Origin of the sequence: Flavobacterium sp. CFBP9031 (assembly GCF_034044945.1) — a bacterium.
Lineage (GTDB): Bacteria > Bacteroidota > Bacteroidia > Flavobacteriales > Flavobacteriaceae > Flavobacterium.
In genome coordinates, this window is the sequence record NZ_JAXCWF010000003.1 from 89,045 (window position 1) to 107,794 (window position 18,750).

Below are 18,750 nucleotides of genomic sequence, written 5' to 3' on the forward strand. Positions count from 1 at the left end.
TAAAAAAATCTTAAAATATTTTAATTTTTGAAGCTTTTCATATGCGGCTAAAAAAGCATAAATTCGCTGTCTTAATTTTTCATTTAAAAACATTACAATTTGGCAGCTAAAGAGAAAGTGGTGAAGGAAACACCTTTAATGAAACAGTACAACGAAATCAAGGCTAAATATCCTGATGCATGTCTGCTTTTCAGAGTAGGAGATTTTTATGAAACCTTTGGAGAAGACGCCATTAGAGCTTCTAAGATTTTAGGAATAACATTAACAAAAAGAGGTGCGGGATCTGATACAGAAACGGCGCTTGCTGGTTTTCCGCATCATTCTGTTAATACTTATTTGCCAAAATTGGTTAAAGCTGGACTTCGTGTTGCGATCTGCGATCAGCTGGAAGATCCAAAAATGACCAAAACAATTGTAAAAAGAGGGGTAACAGAATTGGTGACTCCTGGAGTTTCTTTGAATGATGAGGTTTTACAGTCGAAATCAAACAACTTTTTAGCGTCTGTTTATTTTGCTAATAAAAATATCGGAATTTCATTTTTAGATGTTTCGACAGGAGAGTTTTTAACGGCTCGAGGAAATGCAGAATATATTGATAAATTGTTGCAAAACTTTAATCCAAGTGAGGTTTTGGTTGCAAAGAATAATAAAAGTGATTTTAAAACTGCTTTTGGAGAAGATTTTCATAGTTTCTACCTAGAAGATTGGATTTATAAAGAAGATTACGCTTTAGAAACTTTAACAAAGCATTTTCAGACGAATTCCTTAAAAGGATTTGGGGTTGAAGAATTAAAAGAAGGAATTATTGCTTCTGGAGCGATTTTATATTATTTATCCGAGACGCAGCATAATCGTGTGCAGCATATTACAGCTATTCAGCGTATTGCAGAAGATGCTTACGTGTGGATGGATCGCTTTACCATTCGAAACCTTGAATTGTATCACAGCTATAATCCAAATGCGGTAACGCTTTTGGATGTTATCGATAAAACGCTTTCTCCAATGGGAGGACGTTTGCTGAAACGTTGGTTGGCATTGCCTTTAAAAGATGCTAATAAGGTAAAAGGCCGTCATGAAGTGGTAGCGTATTTAAAATCAAATCCAGAAATTCTGCATAATATCCAATATCAGATTAAACAGATTTCAGATTTAGAGCGTTTGATTTCAAAAATTGCTGCAGGAAAAGTTTCGCCAAGGGAAATTGTGTATTTAAAGGAATCTTTAGATGCCATTATTCCGATTAAAACTCTTGCGCTGGAAAGTCCGCAGGAAGCGGTGAAAGTTATCGGAGATAGTTTGCATGCTTGTGATTTGCTCCGCGAAAAAATTAAAACGACCTTAAATCAAGATGCGCCAGTTGCAATTTCAAAAGGAAATGCGATAGCAGCGGGAATAAATGAAGAACTGGATGAATTGCGTGCGATTTCAACTTCAGGGAAAGAATTTTTAGAAGGAATTGAAAAAAGAGAATCGGAAAGAACCGGAATTTCTTCATTGAAAATTTCGTTTAACAATGTTTTCGGATACTACATTGAAGTTAGAAATACGCATAAAGATAAAGTTCCAGAAGAATGGATTCGTAAACAGACTTTGGTAAATGCAGAGCGTTATATTACCGAAGAATTAAAAGAATACGAAACCAAAATTTTAGGAGCAGAAGAAAAGATCTATAAAATAGAAAGTGAGCTTTTTGAGCAATTAGTGGCTTGGATTTCTACTTACATCAAACCAGTTCAAATGAACGCGTATTTGGTTGCGCAATTAGATTGTTTATGTTCGTTTACGCAAATGGCTGTCGAAAATCAATATGTGCAACCTGAAATCGATGATACATTCGAATTGGATATCAAAAACGGAAGACACCCCGTAATCGAAAAGCAATTGCCAGTTGGAACGCCATATATTGCCAATGATGTTTTCTTGGATAGGGAGACACAACAGATTATTATGATTACCGGACCAAACATGTCGGGTAAGTCGGCGATTTTAAGACAAACGGCTCTAATTGTGCTTTTGGCTCAAATGGGAAGTTTTGTTCCTGCTGATAGTGTTAGAATGGGAATTGTCGATAAGATCTTTACCAGAGTTGGAGCTTCTGATAATATTTCTATGGGAGAATCTACTTTTATGGTCGAAATGAACGAAACGGCTTCGATCTTGAATAACTTATCAGATAGAAGTTTGGTATTGCTAGACGAGATTGGAAGAGGAACTAGTACTTATGACGGAATCTCGATTGCATGGGCAATTGCTGAATTCTTGCACGAGCATCCAGGAAGAGCAAAAACGCTTTTTGCAACGCATTATCATGAGTTGAATGAAATGACAGAATCGATGCCGAGAATCCAGAATTTTAATGTGGCGGTGAAAGAATTAAAAGATACCGTTCTTTTTGTTAGAAAACTGGTAAAAGGAGGAAGCGCACATAGTTTCGGGATTCATGTTGCTAAAATGGCTGGAATGCCTCAGCTGGTTATTTCGAAAGCACAAAAGCTTTTAAAGAAATTAGAAAAGAACCATTCAAGTGATGCTTTAAACGGAATAAAATCGGCTAATGATGAAATGCAGATGAGTTTCTTTAATCTAGACGATCCTTTGTTGGAAGAGATAAAAGAAGAAATTTTGAGTCTCGATATTAATGCCATTACACCAGTAGAAGCATTGATGAAGCTGAATGAGATCAAAAGAATGCTGGTTAAAAAATAAAATCTAAAAATTTTCAATTTTAAAGTTTAGGTTATCAGAATGTTATAAAATAAGTGGATTTTTTTTTGAAAAAACGCTTGTGTAATTGAATAAATGTCCTAAATTTGCACTCGCAATACGAAACAAATCAAGTGTTGCAGTTCTTAAATAGAATTTGAAAATGCGAAAATAGCTCAGTTGGTAGAGCGCGACCTTGCCAAGGTCGAGGTCGCGGGTTCGAGCCCCGTTTTTCGCTCAAAAACCATACAATGCTCGGATGGTGAAATTGGTAGACACGCTGGACTTAAAATCCAGTGAACAGCAATGTTCGTGCGGGTTCAAGTCCCGCTCTGAGTACTAAAGCCTCTTCTTTTGAAGAGGCTTTTTTTATTTGCAGACTTGCAGGTAATAAATTTACGCAGTAAATTTATTAGAATCTCAGAATCTCAGAATCTCAGAATCTCAGAATCTCAGAATCTCAGAATCTCAGAATCTCAGAATCTCAGAATCTCAGAATCTCAGAATCTCAAAAAAAATCAACAATCTAAAATCTAAAATTTATAAATGGGTGCTTTTGTAATTAGCAAGCGGTTTAATGATGAATATAAGTTTACGTTTACTTCTCGGAGAGGGAAAGTAATTTTTACGAGTTTGAGTTATGAGTTGAGGTTTGAGTGTGAAGAGGATATTGAAAAGTTTAAAGCGAATATCGATCTTGCGAAGTTTTTGAAGTTTAAAGGCTCTGGTGGGAAATATTTTTTCAAATTGATGCTTGGTGATGTTCATTTTGCTACAAGTCGAAAATATAGCACAGAATTGCTTTTGCAGAAAGGGGTAAAGGAAATTGTGACTTATTCTTCTAGGTCGGAGATTTTGGATTTTTCTTCGAGTGAATCAATTTTTGGTGACGAAGAATCTGAAGACGAAGAAGTGGAGGAGGCGGCTGAATAAAAAAAAGCGTTCGCAATTGCGGACGCTTTTTTTTATTTGTGAATTTTGCGAAAAAAAAAGTTAATCGCAAAAAAAAACCATCTATAAAGATGGTTTTAAAATCGTTAGAACTTAGGTTCTAATTATTTTTTTACTTCTTCTACTTTAGCAGCAGCAGAATCAACTTTAGCAGCAGCAGAATCAACAGTTGCAGCAGCAGAATCAACAACAGCAGCAGCTGAATCAACAGCAACAGCAGTAGAATCTACAGCAGGAGCTTCAGCAGCAGCGTCAGCTTTTTTACAAGATACAACAGTTAATACAGCAACAACAGCTAAACTTAAAAATACTTTTTTCATCTTACTTTATTATAAAAGGTTAATTATTAATTCGTGGCAAAGATATAAATTTTTTAATATGTAAAATATTTTTTCACTTTTTTTTTAAAATATTTTCCTTACTCACGTTTATCTTATTTATCAAAGAATATGCCAAAATTATAAATTTTTCTTAAATTATCTAATTTCTCGTCTAAATAATTTTTTGTTGAATAATCTTTATGAAAATCAGTTATTTAGTTTCTTTGATTAAGGGTTTGTTTTGTTTTTTAAGAGTATTTCAGCAGAATGGTTTTTGCTTTTTTCTTCAATTTTAACACCTTTATCAAGTCAAAAGGCTATGAGATGAGTTTCATGATCGTTTCAGTGGCTCCTTTATGGTCTTGAATAAACGATTTGCAGATTGCGCTTTTTTCTTCTAGAAAGTTTTTATCATTCAATAATTGGTCAAAAACGGCTTTAAGTTCTTCGCCTGTTGATATGGGCATGCAGCCACCAATTTTCACTAAATCAACTGCTTCTGCAAACTTCGAATAATTAGGGGCAATTACAATTGGAATTCCAAAAGTAGCAGGCTCTAGTATATTGTGTATTCCTGGGTTTCCAAATCCGCCGCCTACATAAGCAATGGTGCTGTAACTATAGATCTTAGTCAAAATTCCAATAGTATCTATTATAAAAACGCTGTAATCAGATAAATCTTTGTTTTCTTTTTCTGAAAATAGAACCGTTGGTTTCGTGATTTTTGACAGAAGATCTGAAATCTGATCCGGTTTAATATTGTGTGGAGCAATTATGAATTTTATATTTTCAGGCGCTTGATTAATGTATTCGGCAATTAAAATCTCGTCTTTTGGCCATGAGCTTCCAACGACAATTGTCGGTTGATTGTTTTTGAAATTTTCAATAAAATCAAGACGATTGTCTCTTTCTAAAATAGCGTTTACGCGATCAAAACGAGTGTCACCAGAAACAATTACGTTATGAAATCCAATTGATTCAATTTTTTGTTTGGAGCTTTCATTTTGAACAAAAAAATAAGTGAAAGTATTCAGGGCTTTTCTGTAAAAACCGCCATACCATTTAAAAAACATCTGATTGTCTCTGAAAATTCCCGAAATCAGATAAGTTGGTGTTTTGCTTTTTTCTAATTCCTTTAAATAGTTAAGCCAGAATTCGTATTTGATAAAAAAAGCAAATTCGGGATGAACCAGCTTTAAAAATCTTTTCGCATTGCTTTTAGTGTCAAGCGGTAAATAAATGGTCACATCGGCAACTGTGTTATTTTTACGCACTTCGTATCCAGATGGTGAAAAAAAGGTTACAATAATTTTATGTGAGGGATATTTTTCTTTGATTTTTTCTATAACAGGAAGTCCTTGTTCATATTCGCCAAGTGAGGCAGAATGGAACCAGATTGTTTTGTCGTCTGCTTTAATTTTTTCTTCTAATACTGAAAATACATTTTTTCGGCCTTCAATAAAAAGCTTAATTTTCGGACTAAATAGCGCTATGATTTTTAAGAAAAATCCTGCGATGTAAATGGTTAGATTGTATAAAAAAAGCATGTAATTTTTTTTGCAGCTAAATTACATTTCTTTCGACTATTTTCATTGGTTTGAAGCTATTAATAACTATTTTTGTTCCTCCTTTTAGAGATTTCTGCCTAAAAACGGTGTCTTTAATTTTTTTAAATAGATTCAAAATGAAAAAAATACAAATGGTTGACTTAAAGAGTCAATACGAAAAAATAAAATCGACTGTAGATGCTTCAATTCAAGAAGTTTTAGATACAAATACTTATATCAACGGACCTTTAGTTCATCAGTTTCAAAAAAATCTTGAAGATTATTTAGGTGCAAAACACGTTATTCCTTGTGCAAATGGTACAGATGCGTTGCAGATTGCAATGATGGGACTTGGTCTTCAGCCTGGAGACGAAGTTATCACTGCCGATTTTACTTTTGCTGCTACTGTTGAGGTGATTGCTTTATTGCAATTAACTCCAGTTTTGGTTGATGTTGATTTGCATAATATGAACATCGATATTGATGCGGTGAAAAAAGCAATTACGCCAAAAACAAAAGCGATTGTTCCTGTTCATTTATTTGGACGCGCTGCAAATATGGATGCGATTATGGAAATTGCAGCTCAATACAATTTATATGTAATCGAAGATAATGCTCAAGCAATTGGTGCAGATTATATTTCTAAATCTGGATCAAAAGTTAAAGTTGGAACAATTGGTCACGTGGCAGCAACTTCATTCTTCCCATCTAAAAACTTAGGATGTTATGGTGACGGAGGAGCGATTTTTACAAATGATGATAAATTGGCTCACATTATCCGCGGAATCGTAAATCACGGAATGTATGAGCGCTACCACCACGATGTTGTAGGTGTAAATTCACGTTTAGATAGTATTCAGGCTGGAGTTTTAAATGCAAAATTGCCACTTTTAGATGAATACAATCAAGCACGTCGTTTGGCTGCAACTAAATACAATGCTGCTTTTGCTGGAAATGCGCATATCATAACTCCAGATTTTGATGCAAACGAAAATGATCACGTTTTTCATCAATATGTATTAAGAATCGTTGATGCAGATCGTAATGCTTTGATGCAGCATTTATTGGATAAAGGAATTCCTTGTGCAATTTATTATCCAATTCCGCTTCACTCTCAAAAAGCATATTTAGATCCTCGTTATAAAGAAGAACAATTTCCTGTAACAAATCAATTAGTTCAAGAAGTAATTGCTTTACCAATGCATACAGAACTTGATGATGAGCAGATTAAATATATTACAGATAGCGTAATCGAATTTTTAAAATAAGACAATTTTAAGTATTAGCCAAAATATAACCACAAACAACCACGAAATGAAAGTATTAGTAACAGGAGGATTAGGATTTATTGGATCTCACACCGTAGTCGAATTGCAGAATGAAGGCTTCGAAGTAGTGATTATTGATAACCTTTCCAATTCTTCAGAAGATGTTTTAAATGGAATTACAGCAATTACAGGAAAAACACCTTTATTCGAAAAATTAGATTTAAGAGAAAAAACTGCTGTGCAGGATTTTTTTAAAAAACATAATGATGTTACTGGGGTAATTCATTTTGCGGCTTCAAAAGCAGTGGGCGAAAGTGTTGAGCAGCCTTTATTGTATTATGAAAACAATATTAGCAGTTTAATTTATCTTTTACAGGAATTACAGCAAAAACCAGAAGCAAGTTTCATTTTCAGCTCGTCTTGTACAGTTTACGGTCAAGCCGAAAAAATGCCAATTACAGAAGATGCTCCGGTTCAGGCGGCAATGTCTCCTTATGGAAACACCAAACAGATTGGCGAAGAAATCATTACAGACACAGCTAAAGTTACTAATATCAGTGCAATTTTATTGCGTTATTTTAACCCAGTTGGAGCACACGAATCGGTAGAAATTGGAGAATTGCCTTTGGGTGTTCCTCAAAATTTAGTGCCTTTTATTACACAAACAGGTGTAGGGTTGCGCCAGGAATTATCTGTTTTTGGTAATGATTACCCAACTCCAGACGGAACTGCTGTTCGCGATTACATTCACGTTGTCGATTTAGCAAAAGCCCACGTAATTGCTTTGCAGCGTTTGTTAAACAAAAAGAATTTAGCAAAAGTAGAAACCTTCAATTTAGGAACAGGAAAAGGAAGTTCTGTTTTGGAGGTCATTCATAGTTTTGAAAAAGTCAGCGATAAAAAATTGCCTTATAAGATGATGCCTCGTCGTGAAGGTGATATTACTGAAGCTTACGCGAATACTGATAAGGCAAATAATGTCTTAGGATGGAAGGCTGAACTAAGTTTAGACGAAGCTATGGCAAGTGCTTGGAAATGGGAACAAAAAGTGAGGAATAAATAGTTTTTTAAATAAAATTATAAATTTTAAGATCCCAAATTATAGTACTATAGTTTGGGATTTTTTTTTAGCGTATCAACTATCATGAAACAAAGTTTAGATTATAAATTAATATTTGCCTTAGCGGCTGTTGGAATTATTTGGGGAACTACCTTTTTAGGAATTCGTGTTGCGGTTGAGACTATTCCGCCTTGGTTTGTAACTTCAATTCGTCAGGGATTGGCGGGAATCATCATGATGATTATTTTATTGTTTAAAAAAGAATTGAAATGGATTGGGTGGGAAAATTTAAAACATCAGCTTGTTCCTTCTATTTTGATGATTGTAATTGCAAATGGTTTTACAACTGTTGCTGAGCAGACTGTGCCAAGCGGACTGGCTTCGGTAATCAGTGCTATGTCTCCTATACTTATTTTTCTGGGCAGTATTTTATTTAAACTACAAAAACCAAGTTTGAGAGGATTTATTGGAGTTATAATAGGATTTTCAGGAGTCGTTTTTATATTTAAAGACGGACTAGGATCTTTTTTAGATGCCGATTACAGAATCGGAATGATGTTTATGGGATTTGCGATTACTGCTTGGGCCGGTGGAACAATTTATACCAAACTTCATGGGAATAAATCTAAAAATATCGTTCTTAATTTATTTTACCAGTTTACGATGGCTTCGTGCATTCAGATTGTTTTAGCATTTATTTTTTCGCCTACTATTGATGTGAATTTATGGAGTTCTAAAAGTATTTTAGCAGCATTGTATTTGTCGATTTTTGGATCTGTAATTGCTTTTTTTAGCTATAATTATGCTCTGAAACACGTCACGCCAGTTCAGGTTTCTATTTTAGCATATATCAACACCATAATTGCAGTATTTTTTGGCTGGCTGATTTTGGATGAAAAAATTACCATTGATTTTATAATTGCAACAATCCTGATCATTTTGGGAGTTTTTATTATTAATTACAAAAAGAAGGAAAAGAAAGTTTTATAAAATTTGATTCATTTTATTTTATAAATTTGTAAGATTAAAATGTAGGAATAATGAGTTTGGATAAAGAAAATAAAAAGAACAAGGTTGAAGAACCTGCAGTTGAATATGAAGTTCAAAAACCAAAATTTAAAGGTATAGATCGTGAAACTTTTGATTTTGATGCGGAATTTGCAAAAGGGTTAACGCCGGAGGAGTTTAAAGCTGAAATGTCTAAAAGAATAAAAGCTTATCCTTGGAAAAAATAATTTTTGAAAATAACGTTCTGGAATATTTTGATAATTTAGTCTATACACTTTTTAAGGAAGAGTATTTTGGTTTTTCTGAATCTGCTCAGAATTATATAGATAAAATAGTTGGTTTTATTATTTCAAGTGTTTCAAGTTTTCCTCACAAGAAAACTCCAAAAGCTCTTCAATATTTAGGTTTAAATTATATCTTTTATAAATCTAATGCAAGAACAACTTGGTATATTTTTTTTGAAAAAAGCAATCAAAATTATTTGATTACCGGAATTCTAAATAATTACAGCGAAGAAGCAAAAGAGATATAAAAACAAAAATCCTCATAAACAATCTGTTCATGAGGATTTTTTTATGCAGTTAATGACTGAAAACTATCACTGCGACTGAATACTAAAAATTAAGCATTCGCAGTAACCGCTTCTTTATCAATTTTATTAATCAAACCAGTTAATACTTTTCCAGGACCAACTTCAGTAAACAAAGTAGCACCGTCGGCGATCATTTGCTGTACAGACTGAGTCCATTTTACAGGAGCAGTTAACTGAATGATTAAGTTCTTTTTAATTTCATTAGCATCAGAAACTGCAGTTGCAGTTACATTTTGATACACTGGGCAAATAGGGGCAGAGAAAGTAGTTGCTTCAATTGCGGCAGCCAATTCTTCTCTTGCTGGTTCCATCATTGGAGAGTGAAAAGCTCCTCCAACAGGTAAAATCAAAGCACGTTTTGCTCCAGCAGCTTTCATTGCTTCACAAGCTTTTTCAACAGCAGTAGTTTCACCAGAAATAACTAATTGACCAGGGCAGTTATAGTTAGCAGCAACCACAACACCATCGATAGAAGCGCAAACTTCTTCTACAACATTATCAGCCAAACCTAAAACAGCAGCCATTGTTGATGGAGTGATTTCGCAAGCTTTTTGCATTGCCAAAGCACGCTGAGAAACTAATTTAAGACCATCTTCAAAAGATAAAGTTCCATTAGCAACCAAAGCTGAAAATTCTCCTAATGAATGTCCCGCAACCATTTCCGGTTTGAAATCTTCTAAAGTTTTAGCTAAAATAACTGAGTGTAAAAATACAGCTGGCTGCGTTACTTTAGTTTCTTTTAGTTCTTCGGCAGTGCCTTCAAACATGATATCTGTAATTCTGAAACCTAGAATTTCATTTGCTTTTTCGAATAATTCTTTGGCTAAAGCCGAATTTTCATAAAGGTCTTTACCCATTCCTGTGAATTGCGCTCCTTGACCCGGAAATACGTATGCTTTCATTTGTCTAATTTGTTTTTTGTTTTTTTTGAATTGAAAATTAGTTTCAATTGAAAGGCAAAAATAATACTTTTTTATTTCGTATAATCCTTAAACATATAAATCCATGCTAACCTTGAAAATCTTAAATTAAAAGAAGTTAGTAAAGTAATAACAACAGCAATGATTGGGATAATTCTTAAATCGAAATTTTTCTCAAAGAAAAATTGAGCAATACAATAGGTTGCAATTCCTTGAGCGACTGTTAATCCGTAGTTTACATACATAGCGCCAAAGAAATAACCAGGTTCTTTTTGAAATTTATAATTACAATGACTGCAATATTCATTCATTTTTGGAAGACCGAAAGTAAAAAAAATACTTTTGTCTGTAAATACTTTTCCTTTATGACAAATCGGACATTCGTTGCTTAAAATATGAGTTAATGCACTTGACATGATATTGTTTGTTTTTATTTACACAAAGGTAATTCAGCGTTCGGTAAAAGTCTTTTTAGTATCTTCGCTACTTATAGCACAATAAAGACATTTTTGATTTTAATTTTCAAAAAACAAATTCCAAATTATAAAATGGAAAACGGTGATTTTTATAATCAAAAAAATAAATAATACTTATTTATGAAAAAATATCCCATTTATAGTGTTCAGAATTTTAGCTGTAACGATATTCACCGCGATTTCTATGTCAATACTTTTACGGAGCATTTAAAAAATCACAGTTTTGTCGAAGAGCCGCACCGACATGATTCGTACTTAATGGTCTTTTTTACAAAAGGTTCGGGATTGCATGAAGTTGATTTTGATCAATTTGATATAAAAAGAGGAAGTCTTTTTGTGTTACAGCCAGGACAAATGCACCATTGGAATTTATCGGAAGATATTGAAGGTTTCGTTATTATTTTTTCTCAAGAATTGTACAATTTGTATTTCGGACAAAAAAAGATTAACGATTACAATTTTTACCATTCCATTCAAAACCGTCCCGAGATGGTTTTTGAAGAAAAGAAAATTCCGAAAATCCTACCTTATTTCGATTTGTTGATTCAGGAAAATAGTCAAGCTAATAAATACCAATTAGACAAATTATTGAATCTATTGGATTGCATTCATATTGAAGTCGCTAGAAAATATGGCGAAACGTATTCGCATCAAACCCATTCTTACAATATTAAAATCAATACGTTTGAATCGCTTTTAGAAGAATATTTCAGAACCGAAAAACTGCCTTCGTTTTATGCAGAAAAACTAAATATTACGCTGAAGCATTTAAACAGAATTTGCAATGAAATTCTCCAAAAAACAGCCACAGAAGTAATCACAGATCGTGTTATTCTCGAAATAAAAAGAATGCTGATCGATAAGCAATTAGCAGTAAGCGAAGTTGCCTTTAAAGTAGGTTACGAGGACTATTCGTATTTCTCCAGATTCTTCAAAAAACAAACGGGAATGTCGCCGACTGAATTTAGAAATATAAAGTAAAAAAGAGCTTCGACTTCGCTCAGCCTGACATATGATATCTTTAAGAATACGATTTTCAGGCTGAGCGAAGTCGAAGCCCCGTTCCTAAAAGCAAAAATCCCATACTAAAAAGTACAGGATTTCTTAACCAACCAATTAAATCCGAGAATGCTTAATTAGGCTTGTTTTACAAATTGTAATTCAATGTTCAAACGAACTTCTTCACCTACCAAAACACCACCTGTTTCAAGAGCTGAGTTCCAGTTTAAACCCCAATCTTTACGATTAATTTTTCCTTCTATGCTTAAACCTACTTTTGTATTTCCCCAAGGATCAGTCATGATTCCGCTAAATTCAACTGGGAATTTTACTGTTTTAGAAACACCTTTAATGTCTAAATCTCCAGTTAATTCATATTCACCATCATTGATTTTTTTGAAAGCAGAAGATTTGAAAGTTAATTTCGGGTGATTTTCAGCGTCAAAGAAATCACCGCTTCTTAAATGTCCGTCACGATCCGCGTTTGCAGTGTCTACTGAAGCAATATCAGCAGAAAAACTGAAATCTGCATTATCAAAACTTTCTCCTTCTGTGATTGCAGAAGCATCATAAGTTCCAAATTTTCCTGAAACATTAGTAAACATCATGTGTTTAACTTTAAAACCAATTTCTGAGTGAGTTGGGTCAATTGACCATTTTGTAGTTGCCATAATTTTATTTTTTTAAATAATTAATTTCATTTTGATAGGACAAAGTTACGGTGACAGTTGTCCTGGAGCACTTAACCTAGATTAAGAAATGAAAAATGTGATAATTTTTTGATTATTAGATTTTGTTTATGAAGTACAGACCTAACAGGTTTTTAAAAGCTGTTAGGTCTTTTGTTATTTGGAATTATTAAGATAATAAGTCAGCGCTCCCGACGGACATTTATTAACTGTCGAAATTATTTTCTCAGTTGTAGATTTTTCTGGAGTAATCCATGGTTTTTCTTTTGGACGAAAGACATCCGGATTGTTTTTGACACAATTTGCCGAATGAATGCATTTTCCAGATTGCCATACAATCGTAACTTCTCCGTTTGTGTATTCTTTAGTTAGGTTATTTGGATTCATGGTTTTAAAATTTTAAGGATGAATTTAATTTTAAAGTCAGACCAATTTCTTATTCATAAAGTTAGTCTTTCTTTTTTGAAATGGAACAAAAAAAGAAACGATAATAATCTGATTTTCAGATTTATTATCGTTTCAAAGTACAGGTATTAATTGTTTTTGTTTGAATTAATAATTCATCGGAACGTCCATTAATAAAAATTCAGCATCTGTATTCGCTTTAATATTTAAAGTATCAGTTCCTGAAATTCCAACCGCATCACGAGAATTTAATTCCTGACCGTTGATGGTTACATTTCCTTTTAAAACGAAAGCATAAACTCCGTTTCCTTCTTTTTTGATTTTATATTCGGTAGTAACTCCAGAATCGAAATTGCCCATATTGAACCAAGCATCTTGGTGAATCCAAACCCCTTCATCATCTGCATTTGGAGATAAAACCTGAGACAATTTATTATGTCTATCGGCAACATCCAAAGTAATTTGCTGATAACGTGGCGTAACATTTCTTTTGTTTGGAAACAACCAAATCTGCAACAATTTAGTCTGCTGATCTTCATTCGGATTAAACTCACTATGCTGAATTCCAGTTCCTGCACTCATTACCTGAATATCACCGTTTTTGATCACTTCCGTATTTCCCATACTGTCTTTATGAGCCAAATCTCCTTCCAACGGAATAGTAATAATTTCCATATTATCGTGAGGGTGAGTCCCAAATCCCATTCCCGCAGCAATTGTATCATCGTTCAAAACGCGAAGTGCTCCAAACTGAATTCTATCCGGATTGTACCAGCTCGCAAAACTAAAGCTATGATAAGCGTTCAACCATCCGTGATTTGCGTTTCCTCTTGTGTCTGCTTTGTGCAATACTATATTTTCCATGATTTTGTCTTTTATTGATTTTGATAGTACAAAGATACGGTCGATGTAAACGAAAAGCACTTAATGTAGATTAAGAAAGATTCTAAGGTTCTAAGATGCTGAGATACTAAGTTTTTTTCGGGAGCAGAAGTATCGTTTTCAAAAGACGTCTAGTCCCGCTATCCGTTTCAATCTTTTGTGCCGAACCCCGTCACAAAAGGATTTCCACTTCTATCGGGGCTATATTAGAAGTTTTTGTTTTCAGAAGAAGTTATTGATACAAAAACTTAAATGTTCCAGTTTGTCATCCTGAGGAACGAAGGATCACACTTGAAGCTCGACAAAGATTATAAATTATAAGTTTTTTTAACTCAAAGTAACCCCACAGTTTGTCATCTCGACGAAGGAGAGATCTCCGCAAGTAACTCGACAAAGATTTGAAATTATATAGTTTTTAAACTCAAAGTAACCACAAAGTTTGTCATCTCGACGAAGGAGAGATCTCCGCAAGTAACTCGACAAAGATTTGAAATTATATAATTTTTAAACTCAAAGTAACCACAAAGTTTGTCATTTCGACAAAGGAGAAATCTTCGCAAGTAGCTCTACTAAGATTGAGTATAGATTATTCTTGTAAATTTCCATCAGGATATTTATAAAACTCTAAATCCAAGAGTTCTAATTTTGCATTTATTTTTTTATTGTTTAGTTCTTCAACTTCTTGGTTTCGAAGTTTATTAATCAAATCTTCATTAGGTAATTTTTTAGGATTAATTAAATTAATTGCTGATTCGAGAATTTTTGCGGTTTTAAATTTTTTATTTTTCTTCAATGCTTTTAAGGTTTCGAAACAATTTTGCCCACTAGAATTAAAAAAATATTGGTTAAATCCCCCATTATTTACTTCCGTTTCTAATTCTTCAATATTAGTCATAGGTTTTGAAATATTGGTTTTCTCTTTATCTGATGCAACTTGGCTTAAACAGCTTGAAAATGTTATTAGTAATAAATATAAAATGAAGTTGAATAATTTCATTGTTTTTCGTTGTAGATTTTACTTTGTCGAGCTACTCGCGGAGATCTCTCCTTCGTCGAGATGACAAGATTATGTTAAAGAATAATCTTTGCGACTTAGTGTCTTTGCGAGATTATTTAATCCGAACCAATTTCCCTTTCCCAACCACTTCATCAAGATAATTCGCAGAAGAACTTTTCTTATCATGCATGAAAAAAGGAATCGTATCTTTTTCGATTTGGTCTTTTGGAATACTGATAATCAAATCGGTATTAATGAAATTATCCAGTAGTATTACATTGCCATAAGAAACTTTTCCTTTCGGTAGATATTTGTTGTCAAAGGCAAAAATGCTATCCTTAAAAGTAATTTTATCTTTTAGGATATAGGCATTATCATCTTCAATCAAATAATTGTAGCGGCCAATAAGTTTATCTGTTTTCTGGTTGAAGTTAATGAAAAACAGCGTGATTAGTAAAGCAAAATATTTCATGGCATTTTAGCTATATTGATTCATAAATTGCTGTACAACAGCATCTGTATTCTCGTGGCGTTTTTTTCTTTCTAAAACAATTGGCGGAGCGGCTCTTTCTAAGCAATCTTTTACGGCACAAGTCTCACAAGTTACACCAACAATTCGTTTCACCAAAGGTTTTCCGTCGATGAATTTGAATTTCTTTTTCATTGTTGGATTAATCAAAATTCCAACAGAAATACTTCGAATGGTATCATGCAAGAAAGGATCTTTTGTAGCCGATGAAAAAACCAAATATTCGTTTCCGCTATTGGCATAACTCGATATTTGTGCATCAAAAAAATGAGATTTGTTTTGTTTGATCGCTTCGTCAATTGTTTTTACCGAAACCCATCTTCTGCAATAATGTTCGTTGGTTTCATTAGCGTGCGGTTCCTGCTGATGTGTAATATGCAACTCTTTATTGATCTGGTAAAAATCAGAATCGATTTTATGTGACAATCTTAAAAAGAATAAATTTTTCAACTGAAAATCTTTCGGCAATAAATTGGTCAATCTTTGGTAAAAAGATTCGGGCGAAACTTCAAAACTTTCAATTAATTGAACAAATTCTTCGGGTTTTGGATTTTCATTTTCTAAAAAAGAATTGATTTTATCGACAACTAATTTTCTCGGCAATAATAAAGCACCGGCAAAATAAGAAGCATAAAAGTTGTGCAAAACCTGATCGAAATTTTCAAACTTAATCCAGCTAAAAGTCAGTAATCGATCGGATATTTTTAGATAATTATAAGCGATTTCTTTAGCTAAAATAAAAGCTTTTTGTGGAGCGTCAAGTTCGGTAGAAAGCAATAAAGTTTTGCTTGTCGGAACATAAATAGAGCGCAAATCGCCCAAAGCTTCCTGATCTGTAAAAACGATTTCTTTGATCTTGTATTCGTATTCTTCCTTTAAAATCGCTTCCAGTTCTTCAACGCTGATTTTAGAATCCAGATTAATCTGAAAAGACTTTGAAAAAGCAATTACTCTTTCTTCTAAATCTTCAAAATAATTACTATGCGCTTCCTGATACGAACGTAAAGCAGCCAAAAAGAAACTTTCTCGGCTTAAATTATAATGCTGTGCAATTTCTATTATCGTACTAATAAATGCATTGACTTTGGCCGGAGCGTTGGCAATAATATCAATTAAATCGGCTTCTTGGATTCCAAAAAGCTCTAGTGGAATCTCTTTTAAAATTCCAGATTTCAAGATTTCGCCAATCGGAGCGAGATTGTTGTCGAGTTTTAACGACACCATTTGGTCGTAATTCACGTCCAAATGTTCGCAGAGAAGTAAAATTTTATCTGTTTTTGGATATTTTTTTCCCTTTTCAATCTCGTTTAAGTACGATTTTGAAAGATTGGTCAATTTGGCCAAGCCAAAAAGAGACAGATTTTTTTGCGTTCTGACTTGCTTCAATTTTAATCCGAAGATCAGCTTTATATAGTCTTTTTCGATATCCATGAACCAAATATAAGTATTCTAAAAATAATCGCCAAAAAATTATTTTTCATTTTTAGCGAACGTTCGCTTGTTTTCTAAAAAACTTTTTTCTAATATTGTGGTGTAGAAAATGTTAATTATCAGTTTGTTATGGATTTGTGTTTTTGAAAAATATAGAATCGATTCAATTACTGCTAATGAAATTAAAAACCACAGCTATGAAAAACCAATTAGAGATTACTGAAATGGCTATAGAATTCCTAGCCGACAAAAAGCTTGCTTATCCAAAAATCTGGACAGAAGAAGCGACTGCGTTTATTATCGAATTGCACAGAAAATTCGAATCGCAAAGAAAATTATTGCTTTTACAGAGAGAACAGAAACAAGTCACTTTTGATCAGGGAATCATGCCCGTTTTTACTCCTGAAACAAAAAGCATCAGAGAAAGTAATTGGACAGCTGGAGAAATTCCTAAGGATTTACTGGATCGAAGAGTAGAAATTACTGGCCCAGTTGACCGCAAAATGATTATCAATGCTCTGAATTCGGGAGCCAAAACATTTATGGCCGATTTTGAAGACAGCACTTCGCCAACTTGGCAAAACCTGATGGATGGGCAAGTGAATTTGATTGATGCCATAAAAAAGACAATTACGTTTACAGATTTGGTTAAACAGAAATCGTATCATTTGAATGAAAAAATTGCAACGCTGATTGTTCGCCCAAGAGGTTTGCATTTGCCAGAAAAGCATCTTTTAATTGAAGGAAAAGAAGTTTCGGGTTCTTTGGTAGATTTTGGGTTGTATGTTTTTCATAATCATAAACGACTTTTAGAAAACAATTCTGGACCGTATTTCTACATTCCGAAATTAGAACATTATCTGGAATCGCGCTGGTGGAATAATGTAATTGATTTTACCGAGGATTATTTGAAACTGAAAAGAGGAACCATAAAAGTGACGGTTTTAATTGAAACCATAACGGCAAGTTTTCAATTGGATGAAATTATTCACGAATTGAAAGAACATATTGTTGGCTTGAACTGTGGGCGTTGGGATTATATTTTTTCTTATATCAAAAAGTTTAGAAAAAACCCAAAATTCATTGTTCCAGATCGCGATCAGGTAAATATGACTTCGCCTTTTATGAATGCGTATTCAAATTTGGTTATTCAGAGATGCCATAAAAGAGGAATTCATGCGATTGGCGGAATGGCAGCACAGATCCCGATTCGAAATAATGAAGAAGCCAATGCAGTTGCTTTTGCAAAAGTAAAAACCGATAAGGAACGTGAAGTTCGAAACGGTCATGACGGAACGTGGGTAGCACATCCGGATTTAGTTGCAATAGCAAAAGAAATTTTTGATAAAGGAATGCCAACTCCAAATCAGATTCATATAAAAAGAGAACATCGAAAAATTACGGAAGCTGATCTAATTGAACCACCAATTGGAATCATCACTGAAAATGGTGTTCGAAAAAATATCAATGTTGGAGTTTTGTATTTGGCTTCATGGCTGAACGGACAAGGCGCTGCAGCATTGCATAATTTGATGGAAGATGCCGCAACGGCCGAAATTTCGAGATCGCAATTGTGGCAATGGCTTCAGAATAAAGTGCTTTTGGATAATGGACGAAAATTAGATTTGGCTTATTATCATGAATTGGCTTTGGACGAATTCAGAAAAATCAAAGAGGAATTAGGCGAAAAAAATCACGAAAAACAGCAATTTCCATTGGCTGAAAAAGTATTGGAAAGATTAGTTTTAAATCCAGATTTCGTTGATTTCTTGACGATTCCGTGTTACAAATACTTATAAACTTTTAAAATCTGCTCAATCTGCCAGATCTGCGAGCGAATATTTTTTTTTCCGCAGATTTAGCAGATCAAGCAGAGAAAATTTACTCTTAAATTATTTAAACACATAGAAACATAGATTTAGATTTTAAATAAGAGAGAAAAGAAAAAAACTAGTTTTTCACACATAGTCCCG

At 33.6% G+C, this 18,750-nt stretch carries 19 protein-coding genes and 2 tRNA genes; 11 read left to right on the forward strand and 10 right to left on the reverse strand.

Features of this window, described 5'->3' with window-relative positions; all coding sequences use genetic code 11:
• Positions 1 to 99 precede the first annotated feature (99 nt).
• The 4 genes from mutS (at position 100) to SOM12_RS06080 (ending at position 3,636) form a co-directional block, all read left to right on the forward strand.
• Complete coding sequence (gene mutS, locus SOM12_RS06065; RefSeq protein ID WP_320492762.1) at positions 100 to 2,706, forward strand: DNA mismatch repair protein MutS; 2,607 nt, start codon at positions 100 to 102, stop codon at positions 2,704 to 2,706.
• A gap of 162 nt (positions 2,707 to 2,868) precedes the next feature.
• Positions 2,869 to 2,941, forward strand: a tRNA-Gly gene (locus SOM12_RS06070).
• Between the two features lie 15 nt (positions 2,942 to 2,956).
• Positions 2,957 to 3,042 (forward strand) — tRNA-Leu (locus SOM12_RS06075).
• Between the two features lie 207 nt (positions 3,043 to 3,249).
• Positions 3,250 to 3,636: a DUF1508 domain-containing protein gene (locus SOM12_RS06080; protein ID WP_320492763.1), complete on the forward strand. Its 387-nt coding sequence runs from the start codon at positions 3,250 to 3,252 to the stop codon at positions 3,634 to 3,636.
• 122 nt (positions 3,637 to 3,758) lie between these two features.
• Here SOM12_RS06080 and SOM12_RS06085 read toward each other — a convergent pair whose 3' ends face one another.
• Positions 3,759 to 3,974 carry a hypothetical protein gene (locus SOM12_RS06085; RefSeq protein WP_008467260.1) on the reverse strand — a complete coding sequence of 72 codons (216 nt, stop codon included), beginning with the start codon at positions 3,972 to 3,974 and terminating at the stop codon, positions 3,759 to 3,761.
• Between the two features lie 317 nt (positions 3,975 to 4,291).
• Positions 4,292 to 5,521, reverse strand: a complete 1,230-nt coding sequence (locus SOM12_RS06090; RefSeq protein WP_320492764.1) for a 3-deoxy-D-manno-octulosonic acid transferase — start codon at positions 5,519 to 5,521, stop codon at positions 4,292 to 4,294.
• Positions 5,522 to 5,658: 137 nt separating this feature from the next.
• Here SOM12_RS06090 and SOM12_RS06095 point away from each other — a divergent pair, with 137 nt between their 5' ends.
• The 5 genes from SOM12_RS06095 (at position 5,659) to SOM12_RS06115 (ending at position 9,389) form a co-directional block, all read left to right on the forward strand.
• Positions 5,659 to 6,789: a DegT/DnrJ/EryC1/StrS family aminotransferase gene (locus SOM12_RS06095; protein ID WP_320492765.1), complete on the forward strand. Its 1,131-nt coding sequence runs from the start codon at positions 5,659 to 5,661 to the stop codon at positions 6,787 to 6,789.
• 46 nt (positions 6,790 to 6,835) lie between these two features.
• Positions 6,836 to 7,852 (forward strand): UDP-glucose 4-epimerase GalE, encoded by a 1,017-nt coding sequence (gene galE / locus SOM12_RS06100; protein WP_095928524.1) that lies wholly within the window; start codon positions 6,836 to 6,838, stop codon positions 7,850 to 7,852.
• Positions 7,853 to 7,933: 81 nt separating this feature from the next.
• Positions 7,934 to 8,839, forward strand: coding sequence for a DMT family transporter (locus SOM12_RS06105; RefSeq protein ID WP_095928525.1), 906 nt, complete (start codon positions 7,934 to 7,936; stop codon positions 8,837 to 8,839).
• Between the two features lie 50 nt (positions 8,840 to 8,889).
• Entirely contained in the window at positions 8,890 to 9,084 is a 195-nt protein-coding gene (locus SOM12_RS06110) for a hypothetical protein (protein WP_095928526.1), read from the forward strand.
• Complete coding sequence (locus tag SOM12_RS06115; protein ID WP_320492766.1) at positions 9,072 to 9,389, forward strand: hypothetical protein; 318 nt, start codon at positions 9,072 to 9,074, stop codon at positions 9,387 to 9,389. Before SOM12_RS06110 ends, SOM12_RS06115 begins: the two co-directional genes overlap by 13 nt.
• 89 nt (positions 9,390 to 9,478) lie before the next feature.
• Here SOM12_RS06115 and fabD read toward each other — a convergent pair whose 3' ends face one another.
• Positions 9,479 to 10,351 carry an ACP S-malonyltransferase gene (gene fabD, locus SOM12_RS06120; RefSeq protein WP_320492767.1) on the reverse strand — a complete coding sequence of 291 codons (873 nt, stop codon included), beginning with the start codon at positions 10,349 to 10,351 and terminating at the stop codon, positions 9,479 to 9,481.
• 71 nt (positions 10,352 to 10,422) lie between these two features.
• Positions 10,423 to 10,785: a DUF983 domain-containing protein gene (locus SOM12_RS06125; protein WP_320492768.1), complete on the reverse strand. Its 363-nt coding sequence runs from the start codon at positions 10,783 to 10,785 to the stop codon at positions 10,423 to 10,425.
• A 180-nt stretch (positions 10,786 to 10,965) separates the two neighbouring features.
• Here SOM12_RS06125 and SOM12_RS06130 point away from each other — a divergent pair, with 180 nt between their 5' ends.
• Positions 10,966 to 11,826 (forward strand): helix-turn-helix domain-containing protein, encoded by an 861-nt coding sequence (locus SOM12_RS06130; protein ID WP_320492769.1) that lies wholly within the window; start codon positions 10,966 to 10,968, stop codon positions 11,824 to 11,826.
• Positions 11,827 to 11,981: 155 nt separating this feature from the next.
• On the opposite strand, the gene SOM12_RS06135 is transcribed toward SOM12_RS06130, so the two are convergent.
• From SOM12_RS06135 to SOM12_RS06160, 6 genes are all read right to left on the reverse strand, one after another.
• A complete protein-coding gene (locus SOM12_RS06135; RefSeq protein WP_073407833.1) occupies positions 11,982 to 12,515 on the reverse strand; it encodes a YceI family protein in 534 nt (177 codons plus the stop codon).
• A 174-nt stretch (positions 12,516 to 12,689) separates the two neighbouring features.
• Positions 12,690 to 12,920, reverse strand: coding sequence for a (4Fe-4S)-binding protein (locus SOM12_RS06140; RefSeq protein ID WP_095928532.1), 231 nt, complete (start codon positions 12,918 to 12,920; stop codon positions 12,690 to 12,692).
• A gap of 165 nt (positions 12,921 to 13,085) precedes the next feature.
• Positions 13,086 to 13,802 (reverse strand): pirin family protein, encoded by a 717-nt coding sequence (locus SOM12_RS06145; protein WP_320492770.1) that lies wholly within the window; start codon positions 13,800 to 13,802, stop codon positions 13,086 to 13,088.
• 604 nt (positions 13,803 to 14,406) lie between these two features.
• Positions 14,407 to 14,817, reverse strand: a complete 411-nt coding sequence (locus SOM12_RS06150) for a DMP19 family protein (protein WP_320492771.1) — start codon at positions 14,815 to 14,817, stop codon at positions 14,407 to 14,409.
• Positions 14,818 to 14,929: 112 nt separating this feature from the next.
• Positions 14,930 to 15,289 carry a hypothetical protein gene (locus tag SOM12_RS06155; protein WP_320492772.1) on the reverse strand — a complete coding sequence of 120 codons (360 nt, stop codon included), beginning with the start codon at positions 15,287 to 15,289 and terminating at the stop codon, positions 14,930 to 14,932.
• Positions 15,290 to 15,295: 6 nt separating this feature from the next.
• Positions 15,296 to 16,777: a helix-turn-helix domain-containing protein gene (locus SOM12_RS06160; protein ID WP_320492773.1), complete on the reverse strand. Its 1,482-nt coding sequence runs from the start codon at positions 16,775 to 16,777 to the stop codon at positions 15,296 to 15,298.
• Between the two features lie 197 nt (positions 16,778 to 16,974).
• Here SOM12_RS06160 and aceB point away from each other — a divergent pair, with 197 nt between their 5' ends.
• Positions 16,975 to 18,576 (forward strand): malate synthase A, encoded by a 1,602-nt coding sequence (gene aceB, locus SOM12_RS06165; RefSeq protein WP_320492774.1) that lies wholly within the window; start codon positions 16,975 to 16,977, stop codon positions 18,574 to 18,576.
• Positions 18,577 to 18,750 lie beyond the last annotated feature (174 nt).